Annotated in this window: 16 protein-coding genes; 12 read left to right on the top strand and 4 right to left on the bottom strand. The window is 73.3% G+C overall.

Features of this window, described 5'->3' with window-relative positions; genetic code table 11:
• Positions 1 to 99: 99 nt before the first annotated feature.
• The 4 genes from ABD330_RS19270 (at position 100) to ABD330_RS19255 (ending at position 3,603) form a co-directional block, all read left to right on the top strand.
• The gene (locus ABD330_RS19270) at positions 100 to 1,101 is read left to right on the top strand and encodes a carbohydrate ABC transporter permease (RefSeq protein ID WP_344466692.1); all 1,002 of its coding nucleotides are present in this window, start codon (positions 100 to 102) and stop codon (positions 1,099 to 1,101) included.
• On the top strand, positions 1,098 to 2,045 hold the full coding sequence (locus ABD330_RS19265) for a carbohydrate ABC transporter permease (RefSeq protein WP_344466690.1): 948 nt from the start codon (positions 1,098 to 1,100) through the stop codon (positions 2,043 to 2,045). The genes ABD330_RS19270 and ABD330_RS19265 overlap by 4 nt, the downstream gene beginning before the upstream one ends.
• Before the next feature lie 199 nt (positions 2,046 to 2,244).
• A complete protein-coding gene (locus ABD330_RS19260; protein ID WP_344466688.1) occupies positions 2,245 to 2,928 on the top strand; it encodes a ribonuclease HII in 684 nt (227 codons plus the stop codon).
• Positions 2,929 to 3,045: 117 nt separating this feature from the next.
• The gene (locus ABD330_RS19255; protein WP_344466686.1) at positions 3,046 to 3,603 is read left to right on the top strand and encodes a hypothetical protein; all 558 of its coding nucleotides are present in this window, start codon (positions 3,046 to 3,048) and stop codon (positions 3,601 to 3,603) included.
• Between the two features lie 199 nt (positions 3,604 to 3,802).
• Here ABD330_RS19255 and ABD330_RS19250 read toward each other — a convergent pair whose 3' ends face one another.
• The gene (locus ABD330_RS19250; RefSeq protein WP_344466684.1) at positions 3,803 to 4,435 is read right to left on the bottom strand and encodes a hypothetical protein; all 633 of its coding nucleotides are present in this window, start codon (positions 4,433 to 4,435) and stop codon (positions 3,803 to 3,805) included.
• A gap of 311 nt (positions 4,436 to 4,746) precedes the next feature.
• Positions 4,747 to 6,993 carry a RecQ family ATP-dependent DNA helicase gene (locus ABD330_RS19245; RefSeq protein ID WP_344466682.1) on the bottom strand — a complete coding sequence of 749 codons (2,247 nt, stop codon included), beginning with the start codon at positions 6,991 to 6,993 and terminating at the stop codon, positions 4,747 to 4,749.
• Between the two features lie 220 nt (positions 6,994 to 7,213).
• Here ABD330_RS19245 and ABD330_RS19240 point away from each other — a divergent pair, with 220 nt between their 5' ends.
• Complete coding sequence (locus tag ABD330_RS19240) at positions 7,214 to 8,764, top strand: DUF4192 domain-containing protein (RefSeq protein ID WP_344466680.1); 1,551 nt, start codon at positions 7,214 to 7,216, stop codon at positions 8,762 to 8,764.
• A 137-nt stretch (positions 8,765 to 8,901) separates the two neighbouring features.
• Here the strand turns inward: ABD330_RS19240 and ABD330_RS19235 are convergent, their stop codons facing one another.
• Positions 8,902 to 10,215, bottom strand: coding sequence for an alpha/beta fold hydrolase (locus ABD330_RS19235; RefSeq protein ID WP_344466678.1), 1,314 nt, complete (start codon positions 10,213 to 10,215; stop codon positions 8,902 to 8,904).
• Between the two features lie 537 nt (positions 10,216 to 10,752).
• Here ABD330_RS19235 and ABD330_RS19230 point away from each other — a divergent pair.
• The 7 genes from ABD330_RS19230 to ABD330_RS19200 all read left to right on the top strand — a co-directional run bounded on the left by ABD330_RS19230 (position 10,753) and on the right by ABD330_RS19200 (position 20,459).
• Positions 10,753 to 13,062, top strand: a complete 2,310-nt coding sequence (locus ABD330_RS19230; protein WP_344466782.1) for an amylo-alpha-1,6-glucosidase — start codon at positions 10,753 to 10,755, stop codon at positions 13,060 to 13,062.
• 87 nt (positions 13,063 to 13,149) lie between these two features.
• On the top strand, positions 13,150 to 13,938 hold the full coding sequence (locus ABD330_RS19225; RefSeq protein WP_344466676.1) for an NUDIX hydrolase: 789 nt from the start codon (positions 13,150 to 13,152) through the stop codon (positions 13,936 to 13,938).
• Positions 13,939 to 14,150: 212 nt separating this feature from the next.
• Positions 14,151 to 15,455: an ATP-binding cassette domain-containing protein gene (locus tag ABD330_RS19220; protein ID WP_344466674.1), complete on the top strand. Its 1,305-nt coding sequence runs from the start codon at positions 14,151 to 14,153 to the stop codon at positions 15,453 to 15,455.
• A 3-nt stretch (positions 15,456 to 15,458) separates the two neighbouring features.
• Complete coding sequence (locus tag ABD330_RS19215; RefSeq protein WP_344466672.1) at positions 15,459 to 16,268, top strand: hypothetical protein; 810 nt, start codon at positions 15,459 to 15,461, stop codon at positions 16,266 to 16,268.
• Positions 16,269 to 16,549: 281 nt separating this feature from the next.
• Positions 16,550 to 17,422, top strand: a complete 873-nt coding sequence (locus ABD330_RS19210; protein WP_344466670.1) for a FadR/GntR family transcriptional regulator — start codon at positions 16,550 to 16,552, stop codon at positions 17,420 to 17,422.
• A 303-nt stretch (positions 17,423 to 17,725) separates the two neighbouring features.
• Positions 17,726 to 19,327: an RNA polymerase sigma factor gene (locus ABD330_RS19205; RefSeq protein WP_344466668.1), complete on the top strand. Its 1,602-nt coding sequence runs from the start codon at positions 17,726 to 17,728 to the stop codon at positions 19,325 to 19,327.
• Between the two features lie 262 nt (positions 19,328 to 19,589).
• A complete protein-coding gene (locus ABD330_RS19200; RefSeq protein ID WP_344466666.1) occupies positions 19,590 to 20,459 on the top strand; it encodes a S1 family peptidase in 870 nt (289 codons plus the stop codon).
• A gap of 261 nt (positions 20,460 to 20,720) precedes the next feature.
• On the opposite strand, the gene ABD330_RS19195 is transcribed toward ABD330_RS19200, so the two are convergent.
• Positions 20,721 to 20,951 (bottom strand): DUF7455 domain-containing protein, encoded by a 231-nt coding sequence (locus tag ABD330_RS19195; protein ID WP_344466664.1) that lies wholly within the window; start codon positions 20,949 to 20,951, stop codon positions 20,721 to 20,723.
• Positions 20,952 to 21,238 lie beyond the last annotated feature (287 nt).

Here is a 21,238-nt window from a genome sequence, read left to right as displayed (position 1 = left end):
GGGGCGCGCGAGGTGCGGTGCCGTTCCGGCTTCGTGCGGCTTCTCGCGCCCCTGGCGGGTGCACGGTGCGCTGCGCCTTTCCAGAGAAAGGACGTCCGCATGCAAACGGACCGGCTGGCCGACTCGGCGTGGACCGACGCCGCCGTCAAACTCGGCAACAGCCTCATCGCGGTCGGGCTCTTCCTGGTGCTGCTGGCGGTGGTGTTCCTGCTGGCGAGCCTGGTCTCCGGCCGGATCAGCCGCCCGCTCGCCATCCTCGTCCTGTTGGGCCCCGCAGTCCTGCTGCTGATCGTCGGACTGGTCGCGCCACTGGTCCGGACGGTGTACCTGAGCTTCTACAACGACGACAGCACCCGCTTCCTCGGCGGGAAGAACTACGGCTGGGCACTGACCACCGACGCGATCCACCAGGTGCTGCTGAACACCCTGACCTGGCTGGTGGTCGCGCCGCTCGCGGCCACCGGGCTCGGTCTGGTGCTGGCCCTGCTGGTCGAGCGGATGCGGTACCAGGCGCTCTTCAAGTCGCTGATCTTCATGCCGATGGCGGTCTCGCTGGTCGGCGCCAGCATCATCTGGAAGTTCGTCTACGAGGCCCGGGACCCGTCCCAGCAGCAGGTCGGCCTGCTCAGCCAACTGGCCGTCAGCCTGGGCTGGCGGCAACCGCCGAACTGGATCCTCTCCCACCCGCTCAACAACTTCCTGCTGATGGCGGTGATGGTCTGGGTGCAGACCGGCTTCGCCATGGTGGTGCTCTCGGCCGCGATCAAGGCGATCCCGGACGAGGTGACGGAGGCCGCCCGGCTCGACGGCGCGCGCGGACTGAAGCTGTTCTGGTTCGTCACGGTCCCGATGATCCGCACCACGCTGGTGGTGGTGCTCACCACCGTCATGATCACCACGCTCAAGGCCTTCGACATCGTCCGCACCATGACGGGCGGCAACTTCGGCACCCAGGTGCTGGCCAACGAGATGTACTCGCAGTCCTTCGTGCAGTTCAATGTGGGCCGGGGCAGCGCGCTCGCGGTGCTGCTCTTCCTGGCCGTGCTGCCGCTGGTGGCCTACAACATCGTCCAGCTGCGCAAGGAGCGTGAGACCAGGTGACCACCACCCAGCCCGCGACCGTTCCGGCGAAGGCCGTCCGGCCCGCGAAGGCCGTCCGCAGGTCCCTCGGCGGCCCGCTCGGCTCGCTGTTCGTGATCGTGGTGACGGTGCTCTGGACGATCCCCACCTTCGGCCTGCTGGCCACCTCGTTGCGGCCCAAACAGGCCGTGGCGGGCAGTGGCTGGTGGGAGGTCTTCGTCCACCCGCAGCTGATCCTCTCCAACTACCACACCGTGCTGTTCGAAGGCGGGTTCGGCGTCAGCGCCGGGATGATGCCCTTCCTGGTCAACTCGCTGGCGATCAGCGTCCCGGCCACGATCTTCCCGCTGGTGATCGCCGCGATGGCCGCGTACGCGCTGGCCTGGGTGCGGTTCAAGGGCAGCGACACCGTCTTCTTCGTCATCTTCGCGCTCCAGGTGGTGCCGCTGCAGATGGCGCTGATCCCGCTGCTGCAACTGTTCTCGGGCGGCGCGCACCTCGGCGGCCTGACCATCGTCCCGGCGCTCGACCTGCACGGGACGTACCTGCCCGTCTGGCTCGCCCACACCATGTTCGCGCTGCCGCTGGCGATCTTCCTGCTGCACAACTTCATCTCGCAGCTGCCGCGCGACCTGATGGAGGCGGCGGTGGTGGACGGGGCGTCACACTTCAGGATCTTCTGGTCCATCGTGCTGCCGCTCTGCACCCCGGCCCTGGCCTCGTTCGCGATCTTCGAGTTCCTCTGGGTCTGGAACGACCTCCTCGTCGCGCTCACCTTCGCCGGCGGCACCCCGGAGGTCGCGCCGATGACGGTACGGCTCGCCCAGCTCTCCGGTTCGTTCGGCGGGCGCTGGGAGGTGCTCACGGCCGGGGCGTTCCTGTCGCTGATCGTGCCGCTGATCGTCTTCTTCAGCCTCCAGCGGTACTTCGTCCGGGGGCTGCTGGCGGGGTCGGTCAAAGGCTGAGCGGGCCCGGTGCTCTCCGGGGTCCCCGGGCTGGGGGACCCGGGGGCGCCCCCGGGGGTTCGCGCGGGGGTTCGCGCGGGGGGTCTCGGGCGGTTCTCAGGTGGGCTCAGGGGTGGTTCCCGGGCAGGACGTACCCTGGAGTCGCCTGCGGAACCGCAGCCACTTGAGCCGCCCGAGCCAACCGCCGAATGGACCCCTGATGCCGTACGAACCCCCGACCCACTCGGTCGAGCGCTCGCTGCGCCGGGCCGGCGCCCAGGTGGTGGCGGGGCTGGACGAGGTCGGGCGCGGCGCCTGGGCCGGGCCGGTGACGGTCGGCGCGGCCGTGACGGGCCTGCGCAAGCCGCCGGAGGGGCTCACCGACTCCAAGCTGCTGACCGAACGCCGCCGCACCGCGCTGGCCCCGGTGCTGGCCGACTGGGTCACCGCGTACGCGCTCGGCCACGCTTCGCCCGAGGAGTGCGACGAGCTCGGGATGACGGCCGCCCTGCGGCTCGCCGCGCTGCGCGCGCTGGAGGCGCTGCCCGTCCGGCCGGACGCGGTCATCCTCGACGGGAAGCACGACTACCTCGGCGGTCCCTGGCGGGTCCGCACCGTGATCAAGGGCGACCAGTCCTGCGTCTGCGTCTCGGCGGCCTCGGTACTCGCCAAGGTGCGGCGCGACGCGATGATGGCCGAGATCGGGGCCGGCCACCCGGCGTTCGCGTTCGAGGACAACGCCGGCTACCCGTCGCCGGTGCACCGGGCGGCGCTGGAGGAGTTCGGGCCGACGGAGCACCACCGGCTGTCCTGGTCGTACCTCGACGCGCTGCCCCGCTGGAGCCACCTGAAGCGCGGACGCTCGCTGCCCGACGAGGCGGAGCAGCTCTCACTCGGTTTCTGATGATTCGTCCCCTGGACGGCGGCGCCCAAGGGGTGGGCGGCTGTGCGCGCCCGACCGGCGTTTGATAGATATCCGGGCATGCCTGTTGTGCCCGAGGAGCCGGAGATTCACGAGCCCGTGTCGCCCGTCCCAGCCAAGCCCCCCGTCGCCGGCGCCGTCCTGCCCGGCCCCCGTCCCGCACCGCCCCGCGCCGCCCGGCCGGGCCCGCCCGCCCGGGCGGCTCAGCCCCCCAAGCCCGGACCCTCCCCGCGCCGGGCCGGGCCCGCCGTGCAGTTGGTGGCGGCCTCCGTCCAGGGCGCCGTCGAACAGGCCGACGAGGCGGTGGACCGGCTGCTGGAGTCCGGCCGCCGTCCGGCCGACATCCTGGTGCTGACGGCCGGTGAGCCGCACCCGTGGCAGCAGCACGAGCTGTCGTTCGGCGAAGCGCGCTACTGGGCGCAGCTCACCGAAGGGGACGACGTCTTCTACGCGGCCGCCGCCCGCCCGGACGGCTCCACCACGCATCCGCTCGGTCGTGCGGTGGTGGTGCTGGTCGTCAACGACAGTGCCCCCGCCCGGGTCGAACGCGCGCTGCGGACGGCGCTCGGCCTCGCCGGTGCGCTGCTGGTGGTGTGCGGCCGCCCGGACGTGGTGACGCCGCTGCTGCCGGCCGGGAGCAGGCCGACGCCGGCCTGACCGTGTGACCTGTGTGACCTGCTTGACCTTGTGCGGTGGGTGGCGCGGGGGTGGGGCCCGGCGGTCCGGCCCCCACCCCGGGTCGGCCGATTCCCGCTCTGGCGCCTTGGCCGATTCCGTGCGCTCCGTGCGCTTTCCTGCGCTTCCTGCGCCGGTTTCCCGCGCCGGTTCCCGGTTCCCGGTTCGTGCCGGGCAGGGCTCAGCGGGTGCCGGTCGGGCGGAGGGCTTCGAGCGGTGTGACCGGGGCCGGTCTCCAGGCGCGCTCCTCGCCGGCCTCGCGTCCGGCGCGCGGGGTGAGCTCGGTGACGGTGTGCAGTGGCCCGTCCGCCCAGGAACCCGAGTTCGGCAGCTGTCCGTGCCTGCCGTCGCCGAGCGACTGCCACCCGCCGGGCGTCAGCACGATGTAGGGGCCGCAGCGCAGGCCGTGCAGCGCGGCGGCGTCGCGCAGCGCCCACATCCACGCGCCGTCCTGCCGCGTCCAACCCGCAGAACCCTCCCGGCAGCGCAGCAGCACCGCGGTACGGCTGGGGTCGGCCAGCCGCAGGTCGTGCGGGGTGATCCGGCGCAGCTGGGTGAGGATCGCGTTGCGGTGCAGCCAGCCGTCGTCGGCGTGCGGCCGGGGGCTGAACGACGCGGAGGCGGTGACGTGGTGACAGGCGTCCAGGACGGCGACCACGGTCGTGCCGGGCTGCGGGAGGTGCCGTTGGTGCAGCTCGGTGACGAACTCGCGCGGGGCGGGCAGCAGCGGGATGCCGGAGTCCGTCCAGTCCTCCGGGCCGAGTGTCCGGGTCCGGGGCGAGGAGAAGTGAGCTCGGTCCGCGCCGTTGATCACGATCCTCCGTTTCCACGGCCCGCAGGGCGCGCGGGCGCTCGCGTACGCCGAAACCCGGGAGGGGCCGATCGGGAGCGGGGTACGGTCCAATTCTCAGGGCAGACGAGCTCGACCGGCAACGATGAAATGATGAACGTCACTCGAAAGCCATTGTTCTGTCAGGTATATCCCACTCCTGGCCCCCTGGCATTCGGCTGACGGGCCATCGGATCGAGCCATCGTGCCCGCGTCGGTACAGGCTGGGTGCTGGCGGTGCTGCTGCTGCCGGTGCCGGTGCGGGCTGAGCGCTGTCACGGGCCGGGCGTGAGCCGCTACGCCTGTACCGCCAGGACCAGCGGCAGCACGGCGCTCGCCCCCGCCTGCCGGAGCAGTCGCGCCGCGACTGTGACCGTCCAGCCGGAGTCCACCAGGTCGTCGACCAGCAGGACCGGACCGGGGGTCGCGGCCAGGGCGGCGCGGAGCCCGTCCGGAACCACCAGGGTGCCCGCCAGTGAGTGCAGCCGTTGGGCGCTGTTGCTGCGCGGACCGTGCGGTGGCCGCCCGGCCGCGTACTCGACCCGGCCGAGCAGCGGCATCCGGCCGATCGCGGCGAGCTGGGCGCCCAGGCTCTCCAGCAGGGTCGGGCGGGTGCCCGAGGCCATCGTGACCACGCCGACCGGCCGGGCCGGCCGGGCGCCGTCGACGCCCTCCGGGCCCGCCCAGCCGCCGGGGCCGCGCGCCCAGTCGGCCAGCACGCTGACCAGGGCGTCCAGCATCTCGGCCGGCACCGGGCCGTCCGGCGTCTGCTCGGCGAGCAGGGCGCGCAGCCTGGTGCCCCAACCGATGTCGGAGAGCCGGCCGAGGGCCCGCCCGGTCTCGGCCTGATCGCCTGCCGGGATCCGGCCCTTCAACTGGACGCCCAACGCCTCCATGCCCGTCGGCCACAGCCGACGCGGCTCGAAGGTGATCCCGGGCCGCCCGAGCGCTGCCGTCGCGGCGCCCAGCGCCTCGGCCGACAGCTCGGCCCGGTGGCGGGGCCCGGCGCAGTTGTCACAGCGGCCACAGGGGGTGGCGGCGTCGTCGTCGAGCTGACGGCGCAGGAACTCCATCCGGCAGCCCGACGTCGTGGCGTACTCGCGCATCGCGCGCTGCTCGGCCTCGCGGGACGCGGCGACCTTGGCGTAGCGCGCCGCGTCGTACGCCCAGGGGTTGCCGGTGGCCGTCCAGCCGCCGCGCACCCGGCGGACCGCGCCGTCCACGTCGAGCACCTTCAGCATGGTCTCCAGCCGCGCCCGCCGGAGGTCCACCCGGGTCTCCAGAGCGGCCGTGGAGAGCGGCCGGTCGGCGGCGGCGAGCGCGTCGATCGTCCGCCGGACCTGCTCCTCCGCCGGGAAGGCCAGCGAGGCGAAGTAGCGCCAGATCGCCTCGTCCTCGCGGCCGGGGAGCAGCAGCACCTCCGCGCGCTCCACACCACGCCCGGCGCGGCCGACCTGCTGGTAGTAGGCGATCGGAGAACTGGGGGAGCCGAGGTGCACCACGAAGCCGAGGTCGGGTTTGTCGAAGCCCATGCCCAGGGCCGAGGTGGCGACCAGCGCCTTGACCCGGTTGGCCAGCAGGTCGGCCTCGGCGCTGCGGCGCTCCGCGTCCTCGGTGCGGCCCGAGTACGAGGCGACCGGGTAGCCGCGCTGGCGCAGGAAGGCGGTCACCTCGTCGGCGGCGGCGACGGTGAGGGTGTAGATGATCCCCGACCCGGGCAGCTCGGGGAGGTGGTCGGCGAGCCAGGCCAGTCGCTGGGCCGGATCCGGCAGCATCAGCACACCGAGACTCAGGCTCTCGCGGTCGAGCTCGCCGCGCAGCACCAGGGCACGCTCGTCGGTGCCGGTGGTGTGCCCCGTCCCGAGCTGCTCGGCGACGTCGGCGGTGACCCGGGCATTGGCGGTGGCGGTGGTGGCCAGGACGGGGACGCCCGGCGCCAGCTCGGCGAGCATGGTGCGCAGGCGGCGGTAGTCGGGGCGGAAGTCGTGGCCCCAGTCGGAGATGCAGTGCGCCTCGTCGACCACCAGCAGGCCGGTCGAGGCGGCGAGCTTGGGCAGCACCTGGTCGCGGAAGTCCGGGTTGTTCAGCCGCTCCGGGCTGACCAGCAGGATGTCGACCGCGCCGGCCGCCACCTCGGCCTGGATGACGTCCCACTCCTCGGGGTTCGCCGAGTTGATGGTGCGGGCGTGGATACCGGCCTTGGCCGCCGAGTCGACCTGGTTACGCATGAGGGCCAGCAGCGGGGAGACGATCACCGTCGGGCCCGCGCCGCGGGCCCGCAACAGCGCGGTGGCGATGAAGTAGACGGCCGACTTGCCCCAGCCGGTCCGCTGGACGACGAGAGCCCGGCGGTGGTCGATGACCAGCGCCTCGATGGCCAGCCACTGGTCCTCCCGCAGCACCGCCGCCGGGCCGGCCAGCTCGCGGAGCACCGCCTCGGCCCGGGCGCGGACGGCGGCGCGGTCCGGGTGCCCCGGGGCGGGGTGGTCGGTGAGGGACGGGGTGGAGTGGGACTGGGCGGGGTGGGGCGTGGGCTCGTCCATGGGTCCATCAATACCGCTTTCGACCGACAGTCCGCGAACAGCTGCCGTCGAGGCTGTGGGCCTGTGGATGACGGACTGTCCCTTTTAGTGGAATTCATAACGTTATGTGCGGAATTCTGGACTGGGCCATTCGGGGGAGCAAATGCTGGACCCCCGGACTTGTCCACAGGGTTGAGGCAGTTTCGGCCGGGCAGTGGCCAGGTGCGTCAGTCTTCCCGACATGAGCGCTGACATGGATCCCGAGCTGAACCCCGAGCTGAACCGCGAGCTGAACCGCGAGCTGAACCCCGAGCTGAACGCTGAGGCGAGCCCCGAGCGGAAGGCCGAGGCGGTCCTCGGCCTGGACGAGGCGACCACCACGCATCCTCCCGGTCCGTTGCCCGGCCGACCGGCGGTCCGGATGCGCGGACCGGCCGACATGGCCGAGATGCTCCCTTTCCTGCTGGGCTTCTTTCCCGACGACAGCATCGTCGCCGTCGGGTTGCACGGCTCCGCGCTCCAGCAGGGCGGGGTGATCAGGGTGGACATTCCCGACGATCCCGCGTGCTGGCAACAGCTCGCCACCGAGACGGCCCGGCTCCTGGTCGTACTCTCCGAGCAGCGCGACCGGCGCCCCGAACAGGTCCTGCTCTACATCTGCCGGGACCCGGCAGATGCCTCGGCCCCGCCGGTCGTCAACGGACTCGCGCCGCTCGCCGAGCAGCTGGCGCAGGCCTTCAGGTCCGAACACGTCAACGTGAAGGAGTCGCTGTGCATCTCGGCGGGCCGTTGGTGGTCGTTCCTCTGCAACGGGACGGGGTGTTGCCACCCCGGCGGCACTCCGCTCCGTTCCCCCGAGCTCCCCGGTCCGATCGCCGCGGCGGCGACCTTCGCCGGATTCGCACCGAGGGGCAGCCGCAAGGCGATCGTGGCCGGGCTCACGCCGATCGGGCCGCCCGGTGCAGCGGCTCACCGAGCGGCGATCGAACGAGCCGGCCCCCGGTTGCTCCGGGAGCTGGACGGGCCCGGCGGCCGACCGGCGGTGCTGGACCGTACGGGTGCCCTGCTCGGTGAGGCGATGGCCGCCCTCCGGTCCGGCGCCGGGGAGATCGAGCCCGAACGCACGGCCCGGCTGCTGGTCGGCCTCCAGGACAGGCTGGGCCGCGACCGGGGCGCCGAGTACGCGGAGCCGGCGGAGCTGGCTCCCGCCCAGGCGCTCTGGCGCTACCTCGCCCAGCGGTGCGTGCCGCCGTTCGAGCACTACGGAGCCGCCCCGCTCACCCTGCTCGCCTGGACCTCCTGGCTCGCCGACGACACCGCGACGACCCGTGTGGTCCTGGCCAGGGCGCTCGAACTCGACCCCGACTACACCTTGGCGCAGCTGCTCTACGAGTCGTTGAACGGCGGGCTGACGCCGGATCAGCTGCGGGAGAGCGTCCGCAGGGAGCGGGTGAGGCGGCTGGCCTCGGCGGCGGAACGCCGGAACACCGGCCCCGCCGGGCCTGATGCCGACGGCCCCGGGGCCGACCGGCGGGAGCCGGCGCCCCCCGGGCGGGGGACGGCCTCGGCCTGCCCGTCGGCGGTCGGCCACGCCCGCCCGCCGCACCGCCGGCCCGCCGACCCCGGGGCGGCTCCCACCGCCGCTGCCCCTGCCGACGACGCCCCTGAACGGCCGGGCCCGGCCCGGCACGGGCGGCTCCGCCGGCGCGCGGAGCGGGCCCGCCGCCGCCTCGGCGGCGTTCCGAAGGCCGAACGCGTTCCGAAGGCCCGACCGATCGGAGAGCCGACGTGACGGATGTGACCGATGTGACGGACGGGACGGACGTGACCGACATGACGGACCCGACCCGGAGGAGAGCGCCCGCGGCTCGGCCGCGCAGGCCCCGCAGCGGCTTCGGCACGCGGCTCCGCCGACTGCTCGCCGGATGGCTACAGCTCGCCGCGCGCCATCTTGATCAGGTGGTCGAGTACCTGGCCGCCGCTCGCCCACAGGCCGTCGTGCTCCCATTCGTTGGTCACCCAGGCCCGCAGCCCCCGCACGGCCCGCCCGGTCTCCAGCGAGTCGGCGGTGTCCACGTACATGTCGTCGTGGTAGACGGCCGCCAGCACCGGCACCTGGTTGGCGGCCAGCCGCTCGGAGTCGTACAGGTCGGGCCAGTCGGTCCGCTCCGCGAGCAGCTGCGCCGTTTCACGCAGCGGCTGGAGAGCCGGGTCGGTCTCGAACAGCCACGGGTAGATCATCTCGCCCGTGAACAGCACCGGCCGGTCCTCCGCCAGCGCGGACCCGGCGTCGAACTCGGGGAACTCCGCGCGCACCCGCTCCGCGGCCCAGCCCGTCCCGGCCACGTCCACCGAGCGCTGCCCGTAGATCGACTCGTGCAGCACCGCGTACAGCGGTCCCCGCGCGAACGAAAGCTGCGCCTGGACGCCGGCCAGGAAGGTGTCCGACAGCTCGGGACCGTCCACACCTTCCACCCACGCCTCCGCCAGCAGGTGGTGCAGGGCGTGCGAGCCCGTCCCCGAGCCGAGCATCAGACCGAGCCCCTGGAAGGCCCGGACGGTCAGCAGCCCGCCGTCCGGCAGCCGGGCCGGAGCCTCGGCCAGGTGCGCGGCGATCCCCCGCACCACCGCCACGTCCTGCGGGTAGCGCGCGTAGTGCGCCGCGTTCTTCCGGGCCACCCTCGGGTACGCCGCGCGGTACACGTCGTCCGCCGAGCTGCGCAGGCCCGCGAGGCCGCCCGTCACGAACGCCTCCCGCAGCCCTTCCGGAGCCAGTGAGAGGTAGGTCAGCGTGCAGAAGCCCCCGAAGCTCTGGCCCAGCAGGCTCCAGCGCCCGTCCGCCCCCAACACCCGACGCCGGATCAGCTCCGCGTCCCGCACGATCGAGTCGGCGCGGAAGTGGGCCAGGTAGTCGGCCTGCTGCCGCGCGCCGCCCCGTCGGCCGAGGGTCTGACGGGTGGCCGGCGTGGACCGGCCGGTGCCGCGCTGGTCGAGCAGCAGCACCCGGTAGTCGTCCAGCGCCCGCACCAGCCAGCCGTCCCGGCCAAGCGGCCGGTTCGCCTTGCCGCCGGGCCCGCCCTGCAGGAACAGCAGCCACGGCAGCTCGTCGCCCTCGCGGCCCGCGGCCACCACCTCACGGGCGTAGACCTCGATCTGCTCGCCGTCGGGCGCCTGGTGGTCCAGCGGCACCAGGAAGAAGTGGTCGGTCGTGACGATCCCCGGCAACCGGCTGGCGGTGGACATGCGACTCCTCGGTACGTGCTGTTGCTGACTGGTAACGGTGCGGCAGCAGGCGACGGGTCCTCCCGATGTGACACCGCGTGCGCACCGTATCCTGGCGGCGGCCGGAACACGGCCGAGGGAGAGCCGGAACAGGCGGCCGGCCGGGCAGGGGTCTGTCCGCCGGGCGCCACGGCACGGGTCCGCCCGCTCGGCGGAGGTCCGGCCGGTTCGCCGTCGGACCGACAGTCGGCGGATCGGCGTGACCTGGGGCAGGTGCGGTGCGTTCATCTTGCGGGGTATCGCCGCCGAGCCGGAGGGACCGCGCCGGTCGCACCGATCGGTGCACGGGCCTCGGGCAGGCTGAGGTGCCCCGGCCGGGTGCACCCGGTCACCGTGCCGTACCCGCTCGCCCCGTTCCCGTCCTCCGTCCCCCAGCCCGGGCTGCCCACCCGCACGGGAGCCCCGCAGGCCAGCCCTGCACCGCAACACCGCAACACCGCAGCCACAGACCGTGATCGAGCATGCGCTCGGCCGAAGGAGGAGAGCCAGGTGACCGCCATGAGGCCACCACAGGCCGTGCCGGGGGAAGCGCCGCCGACCGCACAGATCGGACCGGCAGCACCGGCAGCACCGGCCGGAGCGCCGTCACCGGCCGGTCCGCCGCTCGCCACGCCGCCGTACGGCACTCCGGTGCCCGGCCTGCCGCTCGGTACGCCGCCGTACGGCACTCCCGTACCCGGCCAGCCGCTCGCCACCCCGCCGTACGGCACCCCCGTGCCCGGCCAGCCGCTCGGCCCGCCGTCCGGTGGGCCGATGGTGGCGGGTCAGTCCCGCCCGTCCGCTCCGGCGCGTCCGCAGCCCGCTGCCGCGCACGGCGAGGTGCTCTGCGTGAACGCTCCCGCGATGGCCGTCTCCGGTCCGGACGGACAGCTCCGGGGCCACCACCTGGACGGCTTCTACCGGGCCGGCGTGCGGACCTTGGCGAGGATGGAGTTGCGGCTCGGCGGCATCGAACCGCTGGCCCTCCAGGGAACGCTGACCTCGGCGGCCGAGGCGCGCTTCGTCGGTGCCGTCCGGGTGCCCGGCGATCCCGACCCGGATCCCGCGCTCACCGTCGAACGGCTCAGGCACGCCGACGGGGTCGAGACCGTCACGGTCCGGAACACCGGCGGCCGCCCGGCCCGCCTCCCGCTGGAGATCACGTTCGGGACGGACCTCGGCCGGCTGGCCGACATCGCCGGAGGCCAGCGCTCGGCCGACCTGCCCGGCCAGGTGCAGTCGTCCGGCCTGCGCTGGGCCGGGCCGCACCACAGTGCCACCGTCTCGGCCCGGCCGTCGCCGCACTCGGTCCTGGCCGGGGCCGGCGTGCTGCGCTGGGATCTGGAGGTGCAGCCGGGGGCCCGATGGTCGGTCGAGCTGCGGACGTCGCTGGAGGCCGTGGCTCCGGCGGCCGTCCGCCCGCCGACCGGGCGCGGCCAAGGGATCGCGCCGCCGTGGTCGACGCCCGAGGTGCGGTGCGACGACTCGCGCGTCGAACTGCTCGTGCCGCGCTCCCTCGACGCGCTGGGCGGGCTGCTGCTCGCCGACGCGGACCGTCCGACCGACCTCTACGCGGCTTCCGGGGTGCCGTGGCGGTTCGGGCTGACCTCGGCCGACGCACTCTGGGCGGCCCGGCTCACACTGCCGCTGGGCACTCGGTTGGCGGCCGGGACCCTCCGGGCCCTGGCGCGGCGTCAGCAGGTCGGCGGCGCGGGCCGCCCCGACGGGCTGATCCCGGGTGCCCTGCGGCACGCCGGCCCCGAGCTGCCGCCGTCCTGCACGGCCACCGAGGCCACCCTGCTGTTCGTCACCCTGCTGGCCGAGGCCTGGCGCTGGGGGATGCCCGGCTCCGAGGTGGCCGAGCTCATCCCCGCCGCCGAGCGTGCTCTTGCGGCGCTGCGCGCCAACGCGGGCGACGGTGCGCCCGGCTCCGGCGGCCAGGACGGGTTCGTCACCGACCTCGGCCGGACGCCCGAGGAGCGCAGCGCCCGCCCGGTGCCGGCCCGCTGCGAGGTACAGGCCCAGGCCCACCGGGCGGCGCTGCACGGGGCCGAGCTGCTGGCGGCGTTCGGGCGCCCCGGGGCCGAGGAGTGGCGCGGTTGGGCGGCACGGCTGGCCGAGCGCTTCCGGGAGCAGTTCTGGATCGACGACCTGTCAGGGGGCCGCCCGGCCGCCGCTCTCGCGGGCCCGGGCCGTCCGCTGCCGGCCGTGGTCTCCTCCTTCGTCCACCTGCTCGACCTGGGCCTGGCGGCCGACGGCGACCACCACCCGGGCCTGCTGGACCGGGAGCAGACCAGGATTCTCGCCCAGCGCCTGGCCGCGCCGGAGTTCGACTGCGGGTGGGGCCTGCGCACCCTGAGCGCCAAGTCCCCCCGTTTCAACCCGATCGGGCACCGCAGCGGAGCCGTCCGGGTGCACGAGACCGCGCTGGCCGTCGCGGGCCTGGCCGGAGCCGGGTTCGAACGGGAGGCCGGTGCGCTGCTGACCGGTCTGCTGGACGCCTCGGCGCACTTCGAGGGCCGGCTGCCCGAGATGTACGCGGGGGAGCAGCGCGTCACGGGCTGCCCGCCGGTGCCGCATCCGGCGGCCTGCCGTCCGGCGGCTGTGTCGTCGGCGTCGGTGGTGCACCTGGTCGCCGCGCTGGCCGGGGTGCGTCCCGACGTCCCGGCCGGGCGGGTGCTGGTCCGGCCCGCCAGTACGGCTCCGCTGGGGGAACTCGAACTCACCGGCCTGCGGGTGGCGGGTGAGCCGTTCTCGGTCCGGGTCAGCCGGATCGGTGTCGCGGTGGTGGAGGAGGCCTCGCCGCAGCTGCAGCTCGGTGCACGGTGACCGGCGGCGGGCCGCACTCAAGTCGTACCGAGAGTGATTCCGGTGCGACCCTGTGCTTATCGTCAGAAAGACGACTATCATCGTCCCATGTCGCGTTATGACCCGTCGGCCTTCCCTCCGTTCGCTGTCACGGTCGACCTGGTGGTGCTGACGGTGCGCGAGCACGCGTTGTGCGCCCTGCTGGTCCGACGAGGAGAGCCCCCCTTCCAGGGGTACTGGGCGCTGCCCGGCGGCTTCGTCCGCCCGGACGAGGGCCTGGCCGAGGCGGCCTCCCGGGAGCTCTCGGAGGAGACCGGCCTGCGCGCCCACCCCACGCCGGGGCAGGGGGCGGACGGCGCGGTCGCGGACGGTGTCCACGTGGTCGGCGCCCAGGCGGCCGGTGCCCACCTGGAGCAGCTCGCCACCTACGGGCACCCGCAGCGCGACCCCCGGATGCGGGTCGTCAGCGTCGCGCACCTGGCGCTGGCGCCGGACCTGCCGACGCCGCGCCCCGGTGGCGACGCCAGCAGCGCCCGCTGGGCCCCGGCGGGGGAGCTGATCGGGCAGAACCCGGCCGACGGCGTGCCGCTCGCGTTCGACCACGGGCGAATCCTCGCGGACGGCGTCGAGCGCGCCCGCTCGAAGATCGAGTACTCCTCGCTCGCCACCGCCTTCTGCCCGCCCGAGTTCACCGTCGGAGAGCTGCGCCAGGTGTACGAGGCGGTCTGGGGCGTCGCCCTCGACCCGCGGAACTTCCACCGCAAGGTCACCGGCACCCCCGGCTTCCTGGTGCCGACCGGCGGTACCACGACCCGTCAGGGCGGCCGCCCGGCGCAGCTCTTCAAGGCCGGCGGCGCCACCGTCCTCAACCCCCCGATGCTGCGCCCGGAGGCCTGACCCCCCCCCGGGCGGCGCCCGTCGCCCGAACAGGCTCTCCCACAGCCGGAGGATGTCCCCTGATCGGGTGAGCTGGGTGACCACGCGGCCCACGAACCATCCGTAATGCCCGAATTCTCCACCTCCGCGGCCTACTGTGCTGGCGCGGGTACGCACGGGAAGCATCCGTGTTCCGCGGACCAGGTCGGCCGAGGACGTGGGAGCAGGCAGCGATGATCCAGATCACCGGACTGACCAAGATCTATCGCAGGGGCCGCCCACCGGCCCTGCTCGATCTGGCCTTCGACACCCGCCCCGGCATGGTGACCGCCCTGCTGGGAGCCGAAGGGGCGGGCAAGACCACCGCCCTGCGGCTGATGGTCGAGCTCGAACGCGGCCAGGGCGTCACGCTGTTCGACGGCCGGACGTACCGTCGGCTGCGCCGTCCCGAGCGCGAGGTCGGCGTACTGCTCCCCGGCGGGCGCTCGTCGGCCGGCCACCCCGGGCGGCGGGCCCGTAGTCATCTGCGGATGCTGGCGGGTGCGGTCGGCGTACCGGCCCGCCGTGCGGACGAGCTGCTCGAACAGACCCGGCTGGCGACCGTGGCGGGCCACCGCCTGCGTTCCTTCTCTCCCGGGATGCACCGGCGCCTCGCCCTCGCGGCTGCCCTGCTCGGTTCGCCGGGCGCCCTGCTGCTGGACTGCCCCACCGAGGACCTGTCGCCGCGCAACACCGAGTGGTTCCATTCCTTCCTGCGCTCCTTCGCGGCTTCCGGCGGGACGGTCCTGGTGACCACCAGGGCTCCGCAGGAGGCATCGGATCTGGCCGACCGGGTGGTCACGCTGGACCGGGGCAGGATGCTCGCCGACCAGCCGGTCACCGACTTCCGCCGGACCAGGCTGCATCCGGAGGTCGCCGTCCGGGGGCCGCAGATGGCCCGGCTCGCCGACCTGTTGACGGACCAGGGTGCGCGGGTCCGGCGGGACGGCGGCGCCGGTATCGCGGTGAGCGGCGTCGGCCGGACCGAGATCGGTGAACTCGCCTACCGGCACGGCATCCTGCTGCACGAACTCGCCGACCGGGTGGTCGAGCAGCCCGTCCCGCACCCGGCCCTCCCCGCCGCATCGGGCCGCTCCGGCCACGTCCGGCTCCGGACCGGTCGGGCTGAGCGCGACCAGGTCCACGGCGACCACATCCACGGCGACCACGTTCACGGCGACCACGTTCACGGCGACCACGTCCACGCCGACCGTGGGGCCGACCGTGGGGCCGACCACGTCCGGACCGAGCCGGAGCAGAGCCTCCCCGGCCAGGTCGAACCGCACCAGGGCCTCCCCGACCACAGGCTTCCGGACCAGAGCCTCCCGGAGTACCTGTCGCCCGGCCATCTGCCGTCCGACCAGGTTCTGCTCGACCAGGTCCTGCCCGAGCAGGCACTCCCCGAGCAGGTCTTCACCGCGCGGACCCTGCGGGCGGTCGGGCTGACCGCCCCCCACCCCGCTCCCCAGTCCGTCCAGCCCGACCACCGGAGCGAGTGAACCGTGCGCGTACTGCTCTACGAGGTGCGGCGGCTGTCCGGCCTCCGTTCCACCTGGTTCGTCCTCGCCGCCGTCCTGCTGGCCGACGCGGCCGTGGCCGCCGTGCTGGCCCGGCAGCTGCCCGCCGGGCCGCTGTCGGCCGCCGCCGCGCTCCGGTCCGTCACGGCCGTGGTCCCGCTGCTGCCGCTCCCGATCGCCGCGCTGGGGGCGGGCGCGCTGGGCGCGCTCTCGTACGGCCACGAGGTCCGCCACCCGGGGCTCGCGGCCTCCCGGGTCGCCTGCCGGCGGCGGCTCGGACTGCTCGCCGGGAAGCTCGTGGTGACCGGGCTGCTGGCCGCGCTGCTGGCGCTCGGCACGGTGCTGCTGGACGCGGTGGTGCTGCGCGTCTCGCTCGCGCCCGGCGTCCGGCCCGGGCGGCTGCTCGCGCTGTCCGTCGGCGGTGACCCGCAGGCCCTGGCCGACGGCGCCCGGCCGCTCGCGGTGTTCGCGGTGCTGGTCGTCCTGGCGGGTTGGACGGGTCTGCTGACCACCTCGCTGGTGCGCAGCGCGGCGGCGGGCCTGCTCATCCTGTGCGCCCTGCCGGCCCTGCTGGAGCCGGTCCTCTCGCTGGTCCTGCGGCTGACCGGACGCGGCTGGCCCGTCCAGGTCCGGGAGTCGCTGCCGTTCCAGTACGGCCTGGACGCCGTTCGCGGGGCCGACCTGCCGAGCGCGGCGACGCTGCTGGACCCGGTGCTGCTGACGGCCGTACTCGCGTCGTTCGGTCTGCTCCTGCTCGCGGCCGTGCTGGCCCAGGCCCGGCGCCGCACTCTCTGAAGCCCCAGCCCCAGCCCCAGCCCTAGCCCCAGCCCCCATCTCAGCCCCCATCTCTGCCCCCGCCGAGCCGTCGTGCGCTCGCCCGGCGCGAAGCCGTGGAAGCGTCACCGTCCCTACCAGGTAGACAGAATGACGAGCAGTTAGGATGATCGCCCAAGTGTGCCCGAAATATCTGCTTCTTGCTGATAAGCGGTCAATTATCCAGTCACGGGCGATCACCCTTTCGTGTGCTTTTCACGAGAATTCTCAAGCCGGGCCCGCCGATCGCCGACAAAGGACGTGTGAGTACCCTTGCGCACCCCACCATGACCGCAGCTCGCCCGACCGACGCAGTCGGTCCGGCGGAGCTGGACCGTTTCTCCTACGCCGATCGGCCTGCCCCGCCCGCCCCCCGGTGGGAGGGCGGCGAGAGCGACCTCTCCCGGGTCGGCCGCAAGACCACCAGCAGCCGTGGGCGCGGCCTGCACGGCCAGCTGGTCCAGCAGCTCGGCCAGATGATCGTCTCCGGCGACCTCGGCGCCGACCGCCCGCTCGTCCCCGAGGAGATCGGCCAGCGGTTCGAGGTCTCCCGCACGGTCGTCCGCGAGTCGCTGCGCGTTCTGGAGGCCAAGGGCCTGGTGAGCGCCCGGCCGAACGTCGGTACCCGGGTCCGTCCGGTCAGCGACTGGAACCTGCTCGACCCGGACATCATCGAGTGGCGCGCCTTCGGCCCGCAGCGCGACGAGCAGCGCCGCGAGCTGTTCGAGCTGCGCTGGGCCATCGAGCCGCTGGCGGCCCGCCTGGCGGCCGGCCACGGCCGGGAGGACGTCCAGCAGCGGCTGGCCGAGCTGGTCGAGATCATGGGCCACGCCGGCGCCCAGGGCGACCTGGTGAGCTTCGGCCGGGCCGACACCGAGCTGCACATTCTGGTGTTGCAGATGGCGGGCAACCGGATGCTGGAGCACCTCTCGGGCATCATCTCCAGCTCGCTGCAGGTCTCCGGCGGCCAGGCGCTCTCCTGCGAGCGCCCGTCCGACTCCTCGGTGAGCCTGCACTCCCGGCTGGTCGATGCACTGGGTACCGGCGACGGCACCGCCGCCGAGGCCTCGGTCCGTGCCCTGCTCACCGTCCACCCGGAGGTCGAGCTCTCGGTGCCGGCGCCCCGCGAGCACTGACCCGCCAGGCCGACCCGCGACCAGCCGGACGACTCGTGGCGCCGGTGTGACCGGCGCCACGAAGGCTATGCGTAACACTTGAGGGGCGGCAGCGATGTGTACGGAGCGGAGGCAGCTCCGGGAATACCACCACCGTGTCAGAATGCTGTGTTGGTCCGCGGCGCTGCTGCCGTCCTGCAAATCCAGTCCTCAAGCCCGAGCCGGTCGGAATCGACAGCGCGTGCGTCTGCGCGTGATCTTTCCCCGCCCCCTCGGGCGGCCCGGTACTGGGTTCGAGTCCACTCATCGTCCGAGAGGTTGTTCGTGTCGGCCAGCACATCCCGTTCGCTCCCCCCCGAGATCGCCGAGTCCGCAGCTCTGCTCGCGCTCATCGAGCGGGGCAAGGCCCAGGGGCAGATCGCCGGTGACGACGTGCGTCAGGCTTTTGAGGCGGACCAGATCCCGGTCACCAAGTGGAAGAACGTCATGCGCAGCCTCAACCAGGTTCTGATTGAGGAAGGAGTGGACCTCATGGTCAGCGCGGCAGAACCCGCCGGCTCCAAGCGCAAGAGCGTCGCGGCCAAGAGCACCACCAAGCGCACGGCGACCAAGGCGGTCACCACTCGCACGCCGCAGACCAAGCCCCCGGTGCGGATCGCCCCCGCGGCGAACGCGTCCGTCCCGTCGGTGACGTCGGCGGTCGAGGTCACCGTCGTGGACAGCATCGAGATGGCCGAGGCCAGGGTCGCTGCCAAGAAGGCCGCCGCCCCCGCCAAGAAGGCCGTCGCGAAGAAGGCTGCCGCTCCGGCGAAGAAGACCGCCGCCAAGAAGACCACCGCCAAGGCGGGCAAGGGCGACGACGAGCTGCTCGGTGACGAGGAGGTCGAGGACGTCGCGCTGCCCGGCGACAAGCCCGCCGCGACGGAGGGTGACGCTCCCGAGGAGGAGTCGGAGGGTTTCGTCCTCTCCGACGACGACGAGGACGACGCCCCCGCGCAGCAGGTCGCGGTCGCCGGTGCCACCGCCGACCCGGTCAAGGACTACCTGAAGCAGATCGGCAAGGTCCCGCTGCTCAACGCCGAGCAGGAGGTCGAGCTCGCCAAGCGCATCGAGGCCGGCCTCTTCGCCGAGGACAAGCTGAGCGCCGCGGACAAGCTGGCCCCCAAGCTCAAGCGCGAGCTGGAGATCATCGCCGAGGACGGCCGCCGGGCCAAGAACCACCTGCTGGAGGCCAACCTCCGCCTGGTGGTCTCGCTGGCCAAGCGCTACACCGGTCGCGGCATGCTCTTCCTGGACCTGATCCAGGAGGGCAACCTCGGTCTGATCCGCGCGGTCGAGAAGTTCGACTACACCAAGGGCTACAAGTTCTCCACGTACGCCACCTGGTGGATCCGGCAGGCGATCACCCGCGCGATGGCCGACCAGGCCCGCACCATTCGTATCCCGGTGCACATGGTCGAGGTCATCAACAAGCTGGCCCGCGTCCAGCGCCAGATGCTCCAGGACCTGGGCCGCGAGCCCACCCCGGAGGAGCTGGCCAAGGAACTCGACATGACCCCCGAGAAGGTCATCGAGGTCCAGAAGTACGGCCGCGAGCCGATCTCGCTGCACACCCCGCTCGGCGAGGACGGCGACAGCGAGTTCGGTGACCTCATCGAGGACTCCGAGGCCGTCGTCCCGGCCGACGCGGTCAGCTTCACCCTGCTCCAGGAGCAGCTGCACTCGGTGCTCGACACCCTGAGCGAGCGCGAGGCGGGCGTGGTCTCGATGCGCTTCGGCCTCACCGACGGCCAGCCGAAGACGCTGGACGAGATCGGCAAGGTCTACGGCGTGACGCGTGAGCGCATCCGCCAGATCGAGTCGAAGACCATGTCCAAGCTGCGCCACCCGTCGCGTTCGCAGGTCCTGCGCGACTACCTGGACTAAGCACCGACTCCCTGGACCGTGCACCAGGGAAGTGCCGTCGAAACGGCCCGGAGCCCCGAGCTCCGGGCCGTTTCGCATGCGTGGGCCCGGAGGGCGGGGCCACGCGGAGGAGCGCGGAGGATCACGTCGGTGCGTGCCGGACCGCGCGGCGGGACCCCCGTGATCACTCGTCCGGGTGGCGCGGGCCGAGTTGACGGCACTTCAGGTGACAGGTCGATTACGCTGAGTCGATTGCCTGTCGTCGGACACCTTGGAGACATCGGTGCTGCCCACCCTGGACGCTTGCTCGGCTCCGCCGCACCACGGGCGCCGCCGTCGGACGGTTGCCCTGGCGCTGCTGGCCACCCTCCCCGGGCCGCTGCTCGCCTTCGGTGCCGCCGCTCCCGCCCAGGCCCAGCGGCGCATCGTGGGCGGCCAGGTGGCCACCGTCGCCGACCATCCCTGGATGGTGGCGCTGGCCAGCCGGCCACAGTTCGGCAACGGGCGCTCGGGGCAGTTCTGCGGCGGCACGCTGGTCGCGCCGACCAAGGTGGTGACGGCCGCGCACTGCTTCTACGACGAGCGCGGCAACCGGACGGACCGCCCGGAGCTGAGGGTGATCGTCGGCCGGGACGACATCACCGGCCGCAAGGGCCGGGAGCTCACCGTCGTGCCCAGCGGCATCTGGATCCACCCCGACTACTCGTTCGCCACCAACACGCAGGATGTGGCGGTCCTCACGCTGGCGGATCCGCAGAGCGGGCCCTTCCTCGACCTGGTCGGCCAGGGGGAGGCGGAGCCGTACGCGGCGGGCACCCCGGCGCAGGTCTACGGCTGGGGCGACACCAGGGGCAACGGGAGCTACTCGCGGACGCTGCAGGGCGTCGAGGTGCCGATCGTGGCGGACGGCGTCTGTGCGCGGGCGTACCCGGCGGGCACCGGCGACGGCGTCTTCGACGCCCGCTCGATGGTCTGCGCGGGCGAGCCCGAAGGCGGCAAGGACGCCTGCCAGGGCGACAGTGGCGGCCCGCTGGTGGTGGCCGGCCGGCTGGCCGGGCTGGTCTCCTGGGGTACGGGTTGTGCCGAAGCCGCGCACCCGGGGGTCTACACCCGGATGTCGGCGGTGGCGGACGCGGTGCACGCCCAGCTGTGACGGCTCGCCCGGCGGTGACGGCATGCCCGGTTGTGACAACCCGCCCGGCGGTGACGCCGGGCCCGGTCGCGAGGGCGCATCCCGCCATGGTGACCGCGCTCCGAAGTCAGGGCCTCACGATCCGTCAGGGCACCGAGAGTCAGCCCCTCGTTGCACTGCGTAGGTGCGGAAAACGCCAGAGCCGGGCGGCGGGCCCCCGAGGGGGACCTGCCGTCCGGCTCCACGCCTAGCTCGACGGAGCTCGCCGAGCGAGCCGCGAGATCAGCGTTCGTCGTCGGGGACCGTGGCGCTGGCCGTCGTGAGACGACCACTCTCGTCCTGTATCTCGACGGCGATCTTCTTGAGTTCAGGCTCGAACTTCCGCCCGTGGTGGGCGCAGAAGAGCAGCTCTCCGCCGCTCGCGAGTACGACGCGCAGGTAGGCCTGGGCGCCGCAGCGGTCGCAGCGGTCAGCCGCGGTCAGCGGGCTCGCAGGTGTCAGAACAGTAGTCACGTCGCCTCTTCTCTAGCTCGACGAGCTGTCGTACCAGGGTCAACATCCAACCAGGCCGAAAACGTTCCCGCTCGTGGCTTTTCTTCTCTGAGGATTCTGCATGTGGTGTTGCTGAGGACGTGCCCAGAGCGCCGGTGATTCATGCGTACCGGTTCTCAAGGTCCGCCGTACAGCTCGAACGTCCGATCGAGGCGACGTCCGGGATCCGCGTAGCATAATCCTCCGCTGGGTTGGAGCATAAGCCCCGGCTCCGGCCCGGGTAGCCTGCATCTCAGCAGTTCGGCCGC

The organism is Kitasatospora kazusensis (assembly GCF_039529945.1).
GTDB lineage: Bacteria > Actinomycetota > Actinomycetes > Streptomycetales > Streptomycetaceae > Kitasatospora > Kitasatospora kazusensis.
Note: the sequence above shows the minus strand (reverse complement) of the source record. Positions and strands in the feature narration are given on the sequence as shown.

Bases quoted from the DNA above. Each gene is read 5' to 3' on its own strand.
- ABD330_RS19270 (WP_344466692.1), top strand. From the start codon at position 100: ATGCAAACGGACCGGCTGGCCGACTCGGCGTGGACCGACGCCGCCGTC.
- ABD330_RS19260 (WP_344466688.1), top strand. From the start codon at position 2,245: ATGCCGTACGAACCCCCGACCCACTCGGTCGAGCGCTCGCTGCGCCGG.
- ABD330_RS19245 (WP_344466682.1), bottom strand. From the start codon at position 6,993: ATGGACGAGCCCACGCCCCACCCCGCCCAGTCCCACTCCACCCCGTCC.
- ABD330_RS19240 (WP_344466680.1), top strand. From the start codon at position 7,214: ATGAGCGCTGACATGGATCCCGAGCTGAACCCCGAGCTGAACCGCGAG.
- ABD330_RS19235 (WP_344466678.1), bottom strand. From the start codon at position 10,215: ATGTCCACCGCCAGCCGGTTGCCGGGGATCGTCACGACCGACCACTTC.
- ABD330_RS19230 (WP_344466782.1), top strand. From the start codon at position 10,753: ATGAGGCCACCACAGGCCGTGCCGGGGGAAGCGCCGCCGACCGCACAG.
- ABD330_RS19225 (WP_344466676.1), top strand. From the start codon at position 13,150: ATGTCGCGTTATGACCCGTCGGCCTTCCCTCCGTTCGCTGTCACGGTC.
- ABD330_RS19220 (WP_344466674.1), top strand. From the start codon at position 14,151: ATGATCCAGATCACCGGACTGACCAAGATCTATCGCAGGGGCCGCCCA.